This window comes from Faecalibacterium prausnitzii (genome assembly GCF_019967995.1).
GTDB classification, from domain to species: Bacteria; Bacillota; Clostridia; order Oscillospirales; family Ruminococcaceae; genus Faecalibacterium; species Faecalibacterium prausnitzii_E.
Window position 1 is genome coordinate 2,697,258 of record NZ_CP065377.1, and the last position, 13,013, is coordinate 2,710,270.

13 protein-coding genes and 1 pseudogene are annotated in these 13,013 nt (G+C 52.0%); 1 reads left to right on the forward strand and 13 read right to left on the reverse strand.

Annotated features, from left to right (window positions below):
* Positions 1-7 precede the first annotated feature (7 nt).
* From cas5e to I5P96_RS13075, 11 genes are all read right to left on the reverse strand, one after another.
* A complete protein-coding gene (cas5e, locus tag I5P96_RS13025; protein ID WP_223382510.1) occupies positions 8-670 on the reverse strand; it encodes a type I-E CRISPR-associated protein Cas5/CasD in 663 nt (220 codons plus the stop codon).
* Complete coding sequence (gene cas7e, locus I5P96_RS13030; RefSeq protein ID WP_223382511.1) at positions 670-1,728, reverse strand: type I-E CRISPR-associated protein Cas7/Cse4/CasC; 1,059 nt, start codon at positions 1,726-1,728, stop codon at positions 670-672. The genes cas5e and cas7e overlap by 1 nt, the downstream gene beginning before the upstream one ends.
* Entirely contained in the window at positions 1,725-2,345 is a 621-nt protein-coding gene (casB, locus tag I5P96_RS13035) for a type I-E CRISPR-associated protein Cse2/CasB (protein ID WP_223382512.1), read from the reverse strand. Before casB ends, cas7e begins: the two co-directional genes overlap by 4 nt.
* Positions 2,342-3,967: a type I-E CRISPR-associated protein Cse1/CasA gene (gene casA, locus I5P96_RS13040; RefSeq protein ID WP_223382513.1), complete on the reverse strand. Its 1,626-nt coding sequence runs from the start codon at positions 3,965-3,967 to the stop codon at positions 2,342-2,344. The genes casB and casA overlap by 4 nt, the downstream gene beginning before the upstream one ends.
* A complete protein-coding gene (gene cas3 / locus I5P96_RS13045) occupies positions 3,954-6,638 on the reverse strand; it encodes a CRISPR-associated helicase Cas3' (RefSeq protein ID WP_223382514.1) in 2,685 nt (894 codons plus the stop codon). The genes casA and cas3 overlap by 14 nt, the downstream gene beginning before the upstream one ends.
* Positions 6,639-7,110: 472 nt before the next feature.
* Complete coding sequence (locus tag I5P96_RS13050; protein WP_015564347.1) at positions 7,111-7,305, reverse strand: hypothetical protein; 195 nt, start codon at positions 7,303-7,305, stop codon at positions 7,111-7,113.
* A gap of 30 nt (positions 7,306-7,335) precedes the next feature.
* Complete coding sequence (locus tag I5P96_RS13055; protein ID WP_223382515.1) at positions 7,336-8,019, reverse strand: RloB family protein; 684 nt, start codon at positions 8,017-8,019, stop codon at positions 7,336-7,338.
* Entirely contained in the window at positions 8,016-9,221 is a 1,206-nt protein-coding gene (locus I5P96_RS13060) for an AAA family ATPase (RefSeq protein ID WP_223382516.1), read from the reverse strand. Before I5P96_RS13060 ends, I5P96_RS13055 begins: the two co-directional genes overlap by 4 nt.
* A gap of 217 nt (positions 9,222-9,438) precedes the next feature.
* On the reverse strand, positions 9,439-9,720 hold the full coding sequence (locus I5P96_RS13065; protein ID WP_223382517.1) for a hypothetical protein: 282 nt from the start codon (positions 9,718-9,720) through the stop codon (positions 9,439-9,441).
* A 20-nt stretch (positions 9,721-9,740) separates the two neighbouring features.
* Positions 9,741-10,820 carry a hypothetical protein gene (locus I5P96_RS13070; RefSeq protein WP_223382518.1) on the reverse strand — a complete coding sequence of 360 codons (1,080 nt, stop codon included), beginning with the start codon at positions 10,818-10,820 and terminating at the stop codon, positions 9,741-9,743.
* A gap of 362 nt (positions 10,821-11,182) precedes the next feature.
* A complete protein-coding gene (locus tag I5P96_RS13075) occupies positions 11,183-11,368 on the reverse strand; it encodes a hypothetical protein (protein WP_223382519.1) in 186 nt (61 codons plus the stop codon).
* Positions 11,369-11,569: 201 nt separating this feature from the next.
* Between I5P96_RS13075 and I5P96_RS13080 the strand changes: the two genes are divergently transcribed.
* Entirely contained in the window at positions 11,570-11,902 is a 333-nt protein-coding gene (locus tag I5P96_RS13080; RefSeq protein WP_223382520.1) for a helix-turn-helix domain-containing protein, read from the forward strand.
* 63 nt (positions 11,903-11,965) lie between these two features.
* On the opposite strand, the gene I5P96_RS13085 is transcribed toward I5P96_RS13080, so the two are convergent.
* Together I5P96_RS13085 and I5P96_RS13090 are read right to left on the reverse strand one after the other, a co-directional pair.
* Positions 11,966-12,106, reverse strand: coding sequence for a hypothetical protein (locus tag I5P96_RS13085; RefSeq protein ID WP_015537448.1), 141 nt, complete (start codon positions 12,104-12,106; stop codon positions 11,966-11,968).
* 15 nt (positions 12,107-12,121) lie between these two features.
* Positions 12,122-12,709 (reverse strand): annotated as a pseudogene (locus I5P96_RS13090) (recombinase family protein); the annotation flags it as partial.
* Between the last annotated feature and the right edge of the window lie 304 nt (positions 12,710-13,013).

Here is a 13,013-nt window from a genome sequence, read left to right on the forward strand (position 1 = left end):
CCCCTTTTTACAATTCCCGGAACGGGTCGTGCTCCGTAGTCTCCGGCCTGTCCGGCACTTTCTGCCAAAGCTCCCGTACCGAGCGGTAGCCGTACTGCCGGTGATGTGGGTCAAAGCTCACCGGCACATCCCGCTGCGGAGCTGTGCCCGGCTCCAGCGGGTCGGCGTCCAACAGGATCCGGCTCTGTCGTCCCGGACACAGAGGCGGTTCCGCTTGCAGCACCTCCTGCAAGCTGTCCGGGCGTACTCCCAGACAGAGCGGCAGAGTGGGCGGACAGGAGCGGTGGCCGAGATACAGCGGGAATGCCGGGTGCAGCAGCGCCTGCTGCAGCTGCTGCAAAAGGGCGGCATCCTCGCTTTCAATACCGGCCAGAAACACAGCGTCCTGCAAATAATGGCGGTAGGTCACATAAGAGGTCTTTTCATCTTGCGTCTTTGCCGTGTGGTAGTCCACCAGCAGCTGCCCTTCCCGCTCCACGCGGACGCCGAACCGCAGCCCGGTCAGCCGGGCCAGTGCTTCGCGCTCGTCACGCCGCAGCCCCAGAGCTGCCGCCAGCAGGCCGATCACGCCGCTCTTGGTGGGTTCCCGGTTGGTCTTGCGGGTCTCAAATTTAGAGTCCGCGCCCCACGCCTGCAAAGGCGCTGCCAGCCGAAGCAACAGCGTTGCCATTACCCCACCTCATTTCCGGCAAGCGCATCCCGGACAGCCTTTTCCAGTGCGTCCAGCATAGCCTTTGCCGTCTGCGCCGGAGCCAGAACCTCCAGTCCGCTGCCCACAGTAAAGCTTTGCGCCGGGGCCTCCGCAAAGCTGCCGTACATCTGCTGCGCATACTGCGCCAGTGCCGCCTTGGAAGGCGCGGCGTAACCCCGCGCACTGCGGGGCACAGCCTGCTCAAATGCGCCGCACAGGTTCACCGGCTGATCTTCCCGCAGGGTCACATATACCGCGTCCGGCAGAGTGCGGTTTGCAAAGGTGTTCTGCTTGCCGGTGGGCATGGAGAAGAGGAACGCCTCACCAAAGGCCCGCACCGTTTCCGCGGCCTGCGCTGCACCCAGCTGCCCGGCCAGCTCCATCACGTTCACCGTGGCATAGCGGTACAGAGTGGAGGAGTTGTACTCCACCGTGCCCAGATGGCCTGCACCGGCGTTGTCCTCTGCCTGACAGTCATCCACGGCAGTAAAGTAATCGTACTCGTTCTGCACAGCATGGGTGGAGATGCTGTGCGCCACCTGTGCAGCAGCGTCATAATTCAGAGAAGGGTCATCTGCCACCATGCGGCCAAACAGCGCCATGTCCATCGAGGGGGCTGCTTTCAGAGCATCCCGATACTGCTTTTTATCCGCAGAGCCCTCCACAGCCAGTTCTGCCAATGCCTTTGCCTGTGCAGTGCTCATGAAGAACAGAGCCTTGGTGCCCTTGTCGTCGCTCTTGATGCCCGCATTCTCCAGCGCTTTCTTTGCCAGCTTGTCTGCATCCAGTTCCGGGGCCAGTGCAAGGATCTGCTCCTTCACCAGTTCTGCTGCCTTTTTGGTGCGCTTGCCCACATCCAGCTGAGCATTCTCCGCAAAGGCTGCGCGCATGGCGTGCTTCCATGCCTGCGAGGAAACTCTGGCGCGGAGCACACCGCCGTACACAGCCGTTTTGGGGCTGCCGGTATCGTCCCGGTTGATGCAGCTGGGCGGGACGGTCTGCAAAATGTGGAAATCAACATACAGGCGCTTATTCATAATCCGTTCTCCTTTTCTTTCTTTTCCGGTGCAGGCTTCGGGTCGCGGTACAGGTCCTGTCCCCACCGCAGACGGACATTGGCGGGGGTCTGCGCATACCGCGGGTCGGTGCATTGCAATTCATACAGATCTGCCGCAAGCTGCGGATAGTCCAGCGGGATGCCGCCATCCTTTGCCGCGCTCAGCAGCTGGATCATGCCCCGCAGATGGTGGCTGATCTCGGTGATTTCTTCTGCGGTGGCCAGTGCATTGAAGCGCCGGAGCACACTGGCCTCGGTCCAGTCCTGTCCGGCACTGTTCCGCTCTGCCAGCTGCCGCACCGCACGCCCCAGCGTGTTGCCGGGGCAGTTCATGGGGCGGTCGTTCCCCTGCTGATGCACAGCATACAGGGTCAGGGCAAGGTAGACCGCCCACTCTGCCGCCGAGGGCGCACTACGGCTCTGAAAGCTTTCCGGCATTTCCAGCAAAAAACTTCCCCACAGCTCCGGCAGCTCGCCGGGCGCATGGCCGATGCCGCGCCGCAGCTTTGCCAGTTCTGCCCGCCGCTGGTTGTCCGGCAGAGCCTGAAGCCTGTGCAGCTGCTGCGCCGCATACATTTTGACGTCCTGTGTTTTCATACAATTCCCCCTGGTTCTGTTTTGGGGTAGATCTCCCAAAGTCTTGCGCGGAAATGATGATAGGCCTTTGGCGAGGTATACAGGATGGTGCGCTCGGTCTTTTTGTCCTTATCCACCACAATGCGGTGTCCCTTCAGGGCGGTATTTCCGGCCTCCATCACCATCTGTTTTCCCAGTTTTTCCGCGATGCTGCGTGCCCACGCCTGCCAGCGCAGCGCTGCCTCATCCGGGTCGTCCTGCTCCGGGTCGATCGCCTGCAGCCACTGCCGGAAAGGCTGGTCCACCGCAAAGTAGAATTGTGCACGAACCGCGCCGCCTGCGTTTTCATTCCGGTCACCGGCGGCAATTGCCAGCTCCTGTGCAAAACGCCCGATCAGCGCCGCTGTCTGTTCACAGCGCTCGATTTCTCTGACGATCCGGCTCTGCCATGGGCACCCTATCTCATCCAGAATCCCTGCCTGAAAGGTCAGGCTGTCGCTGAAAGAATCATTTACAAAGAAGTCCTTATCGCCATATTGGACACCGGAGATGCGGAAATGTACCTTTCTGCGAGGATCCAGAAGTTTCAATCTCTTTTCCTGCAACTTTTCGATCCAGCATACAACGCCCGGTCGATGCCCGCTGTCCTGACAAAAGACCGCCGGGAACTCCCGCCAGAATTGTTTGGCCGGGTCATGACGACAGGGCACAAACACCACCGGTTCATTTTTCTTGATTGGCATCATGCGCCAGATGGTCATCTGTTCGTCAAAGACGTTTTCTCTGGGGAAGAAATCTCCTCCCAGCAGACAGAACCCATCCACATTCTCCCCTGTCCTGTGCAGCAACAGCCTTCTGGATTGCAGGGTGAGCAGCTGTGCCGGGTTATCCGGACAGCAAATTTCTGTCCGTTCCGCGCTCTTTGGTGCTTCCAATTCCCAACAGGGCTTGCTTTCGCCCCAGCATTCCCGGCCGTCGCGCAGCAGCGTCAGGTTCAGCATCAGGGTCTCGTACAGATTATCGCCCTGTGCCTGAATAAAACCGATTTTGCCCAGCCACCCGGCTCCTACGGACGGAAGTCCCTTTCCTTTTGGCTTCGCGGAGGTATCATCATAGCCGTTCACGCATAGCAGCCACCGCGCCGCCTGTGGATAGCTCAGCTGCTCCTTGCTCTGCCCCGCATACAGCGGAAAGAGCCGGAGTTTATTGCCACTTTCCGACATTTCACCGTTGAGTTTGGCCGCGCCGTATTCCGTGCCGATCTTTGCCTGCGGCACCTGCCAGAAGGGGTGTGTCGGGTGGAACAGCCAGAAGCGGTCCTTCCACTGCTCCAGATAGTCCCGGACAGGCTCTGCCGGGAAATGCCCCAGCTGCCACAGCTCGCTCCAGCGCTCCAGTGCATCATCGCTCTGCTCCAGCGGGCGGGGGCATCCCTTTGCATCCATCCGGGAAAACACGGTGAACAGCACCGCCAGCAGCAGCCGCAGCACGGCGGCGTTCTGGGTGGGCATCTCACCCGCAAGGTCCACATAATCCTGCGCCGACACCAGCGCCTCGGTCAGGGACACTTCCTGCACTGTGTTGTCCCGCAACCGCACCCGTATCCACGGTTCGGTCAGCAGGTTGAATTCAATTTCCTTCATCCGTCTCCTCCTTTTGGTAATACAGACCGTTTTCACGGTCATAACAAAGTTCCATGCCCGCAAGCCGGGCAGTCAGGCTTTCATCCAGCAGCAGGATCAGTTCTCCGTGCAGCAGCGGCGACAGCTGCCACGCCGCAAGGCAGCTGCGGTTGTCTGCTTCCAACTCCCGGATGACCCTGTCCACCTTCCACGCTTTGCCGAACACCGCCGGGAGCCGCAGCTTCTGCCGAGCGATCTTCAGTGCTGTTTCCGGCGGGGGCGGGCTGTCGGCAGCTACAGCAGTGCCGCTCTCCTGCCACGGCAGAAAGTGGATGCCGCCGTCTGCCCGGCGCTGCATTACCAGCACCTCTACCGATGGGTCGCCGTCCCGCACTGCTGCCCGCGCCGCCGGGTCAGAGCGGGCGCCCTCATTCTGCATCCAGTCGTCCAGCGTATTCAGCTGCACCAGCCGGTGCGTTTCCGGCTGCGGTACAAAGTACGCCTCGGCGCGTGCTTTCTTTTTCTCCTGCGTCTTCTCATATACGCAGCGCATTTCCTCACCCTGCGCCTCGCCGGGAGCTTCCTGCTCCCAGCCGTAAACCCGCTGCACCAGCGGAGAGATTTCCTCCGGCAGCCGGATGCTCCGGGGTAGAAACTTCCGGGTACGCCAGAGCAGCCACTGTCCATATACTGCCTCGCTGCCCGCGTCAAAGGCATCCTCCCCGGTGTCCAGCACCGCGCAGCAGGCCTGCTGCAAAGGGGCGGGGCGGCTGCGGCGGTGGCGGTGCAGCCGTCCGATGCGCTGCAACAGCAGATCCATGGGGCAAAGCTCTGTAACAAGAACATCCAGATCAATATCCAGCGACTGCTCCATCACTTGTGTGCCCACCACGATCAGGTCGTTCCGGCGCTCCGGTGCAGAGCCCTTGCCGATGCGTTCCATCAGCTGCTCTTCCCGCGCTGCGCGGTCCGGCATCAGGAACTGCGCATGGAACAACTGCACCTCTTTGTCTGGCAGGCTTTCCCGCAGCAGCTGTGCGATTTTCTGCGCTTTTTTGACCGTATTTACGATCACCCCCGCGCAGCCGCCTTCTGCCAGTTTCCGGCGCAGCAGCGCGGGCAGCTCCGGCTCTGTGAGCGTAGTGATCTGCACCGTTCGACTGGGTGCATCCAATGGGATGGCCGTCTGCTTTACCTCTGCGCCATTCGTCCATGTCAGCAGCGGATAGCCGCAGCTGGTTTTCCACGGCGCGTCCGGGGCAGCCTTTTTCTGCTGGTAGGCCTCGACCAGCTCTGTGCGCCGCCGGGCGGGCAGGGTGGCTGACAACAGGATGACCGGCACCTTGTACCAGCCCAGCCATTCCAGTGCGCGGTCCAGATAGCAGTTCATGTAGGTATCGTAGGCATGGCACTCGTCAATAATGACTACCTTGCCCGCAAGCCCCAGATGCCGCAGCATAACGTGCTTCTGGGCAAGTGCTGCCAGCAGCAGCTGATCCACTGTACCAATCACAAAGTTTGCCAGCAGTGCCTGCTTGTTTCCCCGAAACCACTGGTGTACCTGCACCTGATGCTCTTCCTGCGCGTCCTCCTCCAATTGCACCCCGCGCCCCTGCAGCCGCAGATAGCTCTCGTTCAGTTCCGCCATGCCGTGCGCCAACTTTATAGCCTGCGGCAGCGTCTCCTCAGACTGCGTGTCTGCCCAGCCAAGCAGCCGAGGAAAGATGCCATTTGCCGTAGCCTGTGTGGGCAGCCCGAAAAAGATACCGCCCAGCTCGAACCGGTTGGCCATGATTTCCGCAGCGGCCAGCGCCGCCTCGGTTTTGCCCACGCCCATCTGTGCTTCCAAGATCAGGATGCCCGGTTCCTCTGCGGTATCCACAGCCTCCAGAACAGCCCTCTGCACCGCATTGGGCGCAAAGCCGAACCGCACCGCAAACTCCTGCGGGTCTGCAATGCCCGGCTGTGCCTCCCACGGGAAGGGCAGCGCCAGCTTTTTCCACGCCCTGTCCACCCGCGCCGGGTAATCCTTCATACTGCCCAACTCCTCTACCTGGATCAGGGGAAAGTATTCCGTATTGCTGGCAATCCAATCTGCCATGATCAGAAGTCCGGTCAGAAGCACTTCCTCCTGCGGGTCCAGATTCTCCAGCTCCGCTGTGTCGTCAAAGCCGCAGTCCTGCAAAACAGTCATGAGCAGCTCTACCCAGAACCCCTGCCAGACCTTTTTCTGTCCCTTGGGGTAGTAGTTGCTCTCCCACCCCTCTAACTGATCATCGACCGCCGCGCAGCTCTGTGGCTTGCCGTGGTGTGCCCCCACAATGGAGGCGATCCCTCCGGGACAATCATCCCACAGCAGGATTGCCTCGCCCGCCCTAGCATGCGGCGACTCCCGGCGGTTCTGTTCAGGACAGTCCAGCGGTGTCAACGTTTCCAGCCGCTGCCGTGCCTCCGGCAGGGTGCGCAGGATATTTGCCTGAAAGGCTACCGTAGCCTTGCCTATATCGTGTATTCCGCCCAGAAACCGGGCATGCGCGCGCAACGCTTCCTCGCGCTCAATGCCCATGGCCCGTTTTACGCTTTCCGGGAGCCACTGCCGGACCAGCCGCTCCATAATGCCCGCCGTATCCCACAGGTGCATCCAGAGCGGTAGCCACAGGCTGGTATTCTCCGGGTCCGTTTTACCAACCAAAAACCTTGTTTTATTCAACATCCATCGCATTTTTGTTCCTTTTCCGGTGTGTGCCTTCCATATACCGAGCATAACAGATCATGTATCCCATAATCAGTACTTTTTGTATTTTATCTCCGTAAATGAAAAAACGGCACACCGGGTCGTGCCTCATCAAAACGAATGTGTCCTTGCAAGGTAGAGAAACCTGCTATTCATAGCCCGGTTCCATCTTCTGTTCCAAAGATACGCTTCTGCCCTTCTGCTGTCAACGGCTCTGCGCAAATTCATCAAAGCCACAAAAAAAGATTTCTTTTTTGGTATAAAAAACCGCCCCGGCTTCCTCTTTCGGAAACCGAGGCGGTTCATTATGCTTTATTCGTGCTTTCTCAAGCGCTCACGCAATTACTTGCGGGGGTTCTTGATCGCAGCCTGGGCGGGTGCCAAAATTACAGAGCGTTCGGATTTACGATAATACGTCATTTGAAAATTTTCAGTTGATTCCAAGCTCTTTCATCAACTCCGCACGGCTCTTTTCATCTTCGGAAGCCCTCTTTACATCGTCAATGCGATTCTGGTCAAGGAGCTTCTTTACCAGTAAAGCCATTTTGTTTTCTCCGCGGCTCTCGCCTTTCACGATGCCTTTTTCGATGCCTCTGTTTTCCACTTTATCAAGCACATCACACATATTGCGTGGGCCTCCTTTCCAGCGTCAAAGTCACTGCGTGTCCAAAAGATAAGGTCTCAACATCTCAACCAGTTCGTAAACTTTCGTTCCGGGTGCTGACTCAGAGGGCTTCCGTCCTTCATTTTGCTTGTCCAATCGCTTTGCGTTGGCAATCGCAATGTCCATGTAAGGTCGCAGCACTTCATACATATCCGGGCGGTTCTTCTCGTAACTCCCTGCGCCAATGTTTTTCAGCCAATCGCTTAGCTTCGGCCAGTAACGAGATCTATCAATATCAGTATCCATATACATAAAATGCAGCAAATACCACAGTTCTACGCACTGGTTCGACCATACAGCATGGTAAATCGTCTCACCTTGTGTACTGTATTCTTCGCACAGCTGTGCGACCATGTCAATATTTTCTGCCGGAAAATCATCTGTGTCATAGACAATCCAGACGTGCTTAAACACAATGCCGTTATTCTGAACGTATTGACGAGCTTTCATCAACAGATTCACCGTATTGTCGCCAATGCCCTCTACCTTTAGCTGGATTCTATCACGGTACTTAGAATTGATAATCCGTTGAATTGCGCCAAAATACTGCGGCTCGGTTTCTGTACCTTCAGATGCAATCAAGTGGTATTCCGGCTGAATCATCCTCGCCTTATCACGGCGATTCTTCATCCAGCTTTTTCCAAGGTCACTCTTTTTCGGAGGTTTCAGACTCATGCCCAATCCCTCCCTGTCAGCATATTAGAAAGGTAGGGGTCTGCACCATATCGGCCTTCCAGATACTGCTTGTCAAAGGCTGCCGTACTCTTGACGCGGGTGTTATCCTCCTGTCGGAACTCATAAAGCGAATAAATTTCGCTCTCATGATTATCATTCATTGCTGCAAACCAGATTTCATCGCGGCGGAAAACAGTATTCTTCATCGTAGTCAGGTCGTGAGAACTGAACAGCAACTGTGCGCCCTTCTTGTTCAGTTCCGGGTTCTTGAACATCTGAATCACATACCGGAGCAGCTTCGGATGCAGCTTGGCATCCAGCTCGTCCACAACGACTGTGCGGCCTTCCTGCAATGCTACCATCAGAACCGGCAAAGCCGCTATCATCTTCTTGGTTCCATCCGACTCTGCTTCAAAGGGAAGCTCGTAGACCTTGCCTTTGATCGTTCTTTGCGTGAACAGGTGCTTGCTATCTTCATCATAGCGATAACCGGACAAATCAATGCCTACATCATTTAGTGCATGAATCAAGCTTTCCTTGGTCGCTTCATTCTTGGACACCAGCACAATGTTTTCCGCTCTAGGGTTTGCGTAGCTCTGCGTAATGCAAGATTCAAACCAATTCTGCACTTCTGCAATCACAGGGATATTATAGTTGATTGCCAAAAAAGAAAGATACGGCATCTTCGGGTTGACGTCCAGATTGATGCTCGCCTTACTGATGCTTGCACCCAATTCAATTTTCTGACCATCTCGCTCAAAAATCAAACCTGTCTTCTTGCCGCCCAGTGTGCGCCACAAGAGGGACTCAAAGACAATTTCTTCCTTGAGCGAAATGTAATACTGGTATTCCTTCTCGCCTACACGGAAGAACACCTGAAAAATCGTAGGCTCATTTGCAGAGCTTTCATCCAGCATAAAGGGAGCCACACTGCTGCCCTGCTGGAAAATCATTGGCTGCCGATTCTTCTCCAATGCATGAATCGGCTTCACAACAAGGTTAATCAGGCAAAAGAATGCCTGAAGCAGATTCGTCTTACCGCCACCATTGGGGCCGTAGACTGCACTGACCGGAAGCAAATCTTCCGCTTTCTCCTGCCGAATCAAGGCATCCTGAAACTCCGGAATCGTCATTGCACGGAAATCAAATGTTGTTTCATCCTTATAAGACTTAAAATTCTGAAAAGAAAACTGGCAAAGCATTCTTTCAACTCCTTTCTGTTATTATTATAGCTCATTTTCAGTTTTTATTCCAGCATTTAAGAGAATTTCATTCTTATAATTAATTTATAGGCATTTTTCTGAAAGTAAAAGACCTCCGCTCTCTATCGCAAACGAAAGCGGAGGTCTTTTTACAGCTTACTGTGCTACCCAAATTATCCTGCTCTTCTTTGTATCTCCAAACCTCTTCCAATGTAAATTATTGGAATTGCTCAAAAAATGCAGCGATTTCTGCGGTTGTCAGTTTTTTCTTATGATGGCAGTCATAAATCTGCATTTCCCAATCCGCATAGCAGCCTTTCTTGCCACAGGGAGATGTGTAAATCGGAATAAGTCCGCTGCTCTTAGTCCACCCCTTGTTTCTCACAAGATAGTCAAGATACTGTCTAATGCTGTGCTCATTCGTGATTTCAGCCCCTGCTTTCTTAAAATCATGAACTACCCAAACGATGAAAAGAATTGCAATAACAACTATAAGCATACCATTTTCCTCTTATATTTTCACTCTACAAGTCCAAAATTGTTTAGAATACGCTCGTAAGTGTCGTACAAAGCTTGCTCTGCCCTGAACATCTTCTGAAGGTTTTCATTGTATGTATCCTCATCTACAACAAAATAGACCGATGCCTCCCAGCGGAATCCCTGGTCGTTAACAAGCTCTGTTGTCTTTCCAGTATCAACATAAGTTAATTTATACGCTCCCTGCTTCGAGAAAGTATATTCATCTTCCGTAATCAAAACATAGGCCGTTTCACCCGGATAAGCTTCGCCCATCAAATAATCCACATCATAGGCAAGCCATTCAATCGCCTTGCTCGTATTAAAGGAGTCCAACTCTTTCTGAAGGCTTCCAAGCAACGTATCATCATAATGGGTTTCCATTCTCTTATAGATGTAGAATTTACCCTCATACAGCTCAGCATCTTCAACGGAGTAACCGAGGTCACTCGTCTTTGCTTCTTCCATTTCGCTACTTGCACTGTCAATACTCTCAAGAATCCCTTTTTCAGTGTTAATCAGTGTACTATCTGGATAAATTTTCTTATAAAAGTCGACCATCTGCTCGAATGTTATGCGAACAAGGTCCTCCGCATTATTTCCTTGATTTTTTTCGGCAATTTTTTCTGCTGCAGCTTCTTTCCATGCAGCATAGAAATTTTTCTCATCTGCATTTGCCATTTGGTTCTTATCATCACGAGGAATATCGCTCAAATTGCAGTCTTTAAGAATCATAGCTTTCATCGAAGCAATTTCATTTTCAGTAGCAACCGCTGCTTCAGATTCCGCTTTTTCTTGAGCTGCTTTGGATGCCGCTTCTTCTTCCGCTGCACGAGATGCGCTCTCAGCGGCTTCCTGAGCTTCTAAGGCAGCTTGAGAGGCCGCCGCAGCCTCTGATTCTGCTTTTCTTTTCGCTAATACTTCTGGTGAAAGATTAGTTTCTCCAAGCTGAATACCCGCTATCATTACAATAGAAGATAATAGTATCAGTGCAATTTTCTTAAACTTAAATGCCGGAATCCTCTTCGTAATTGGCGGAAGAATTATCACGCCGCCCAATATAATAAGGATAATGGCGGGCATCGTATACTCTCCAATATACGCTAGTCCACTTAATATATAGCATCCGCCAATAAACCACTGGAGTATTCTTTTAACTTTATTCAACATATTGCCGCCTCTCTTACCTTTCGATTGTTTTGTATATATGCCAAGTCAAAGTGCCAATCGCCTTTTCCATTCTTATCCGTCCAAGAAATTTGGCCTACCATTGCCGCCGGAAGCGCTATACGCCAGCTTGACCTGTGCCAACTTTCGTTTTTATGAGATCAAATTTCCCAAGCAGAAAGTCTGTAAAGAAGATTTCGCAGACGCTCACATATTCTTCAATACTTTATGACCAATCACGCGTATAGAAGTTCCACACTTTTGACAGTGGATATGCATTAGTAGTGATTATTGATTTCTGCAATTTGACTTTCTGTCAATGTGTCAGCGTCTGCAATCTCACGCACCTTTGCAGTTGTCAAATCAGAGTTTCCAAGCCAATCTGTTTGAGCTGAAGCAGGCAAAGCTATTACGCTAAGCAGCATCACCGTTGCTGCCAGCATTGACGCAATTCTGTTTTTCATTTGACTTTTCCTTTCATCTTTTCTTTACGACCTTAAATCGCATGAAGCTTTTCATTGGTTTCAATTATCAAACAAGACAAATAAACCGCCTCGTATTACGATTTATCTTGTTAAAATTATACGACTTATAGAATTACCTGTCAAGGCATCCACACTTAAAATCGTAAGTAGCACTACGATTTATCCAAGGAGGACAATGACATGGAACGCGAGAAGCCGAACTTTGACATTCTGGGAAGAATTGACCGGGAGCGGTTAGCTCGTGGATGGTCTGAATACACCCTTGCCGAAAACTCTGGCCTGACGCAATCGACCTTATCAACATGGCGCAGAAGAAATCTTCAGCCCAACGTAACCTCGATTGAAAAAATTTGTCATGGCCTTGGCATCACCCTCTCGCAGTTTTTTGAAGAGGACACTGCCATTCACCATCTAACAGAAGAGCAGAAATCTCTTTTGACCACATGGGATAGACTTTCTCCATCACAAAGAACTGCTATCTTGGATTTGATTCAAGCATTTTTACCTGAATAATGCGCACATTTACAAAAAAGAAGGATGTCGAGCAACCATTGTGTCACCCGGCATCCTTCTTCATTAAGTAAAGGACTTCAGAACTTTTTTCAGTGCTTCACGCTGCTCTGGGGTTATTCGACCCAGCAAATTCAAAAATTCCTCTTGTTCCTCTTTTGTAAATTCGCTATGGGATTCATCTTTTACACATTTTTCGTTCTTCATAACAACTTTTCCTTCTTAAGTTTTTCCCTCGTTAGCCAATCCAGCCCGAATCTGCCGCTTATACTTATAATAGGTATTCCGGGCAAGCCCTGTCAGCTTCATGCACTCCACATCGTCCAATGTACCACCAAAAGCCTTACAATGGATGCGGATTTTCTCTTTGGCCGCTTTAGACTTCTTGGTTTCAAATCCAGTGCCTTTTTTACGTCCAACCTGTTTTCCATTCAGCTTTGCTGTTACAAGACCCTCACGAGTACGCTGGTGTAAATCGGCCACTTCTTTTTCAGACTGCTCAAAGGCCAGCTTGATTTGCTCTTTTGCCAATGCCATCAGATACTCGTTGATACCTTTTAAGATAAAATCCACATTGGTTCCTGTCATGGCAATGCTGCCGGACAGGGCCTTTTTGTAAGTTTTGGTATCAATGTGATGCTCTTTCAGAAATATCAGCCGGATGCCCTTATGGTAGAGATCCTCATACAATGAAAATCCCTCTTCTGCGTTTCTGGACATTCGGGAGACGGAATCGAACACCACAGTATCGCCCTCTTTCAGAATCCGATACAGCTTGCTCCATTCTGGCCGAAGGATGGAAGTTCCCGTATTGTTTTTCCTCCATTTTTAAGTAAAAAGTAAAGACCTGTGGACAGAATCAAACTGCTCACAGGTCTTTCTATAAAGATAATATATAACTGTATTTTTTTCAGATACGCTTTGCCTTGTGTCGGGTGTGTCAAATGTGTCAGGTTTTTATGAAACTCTCTATATATTTCTTTATTTTTATCCCTTCCACTCTATTTTTTCTCTTAGATAAAGCGATAGGGATAATAGATAATAGATAATATATAATAAAGGTTTCTCGAAAATTCTGACACATCCGGCACAGTTGGCACAGTACTTTACGGTC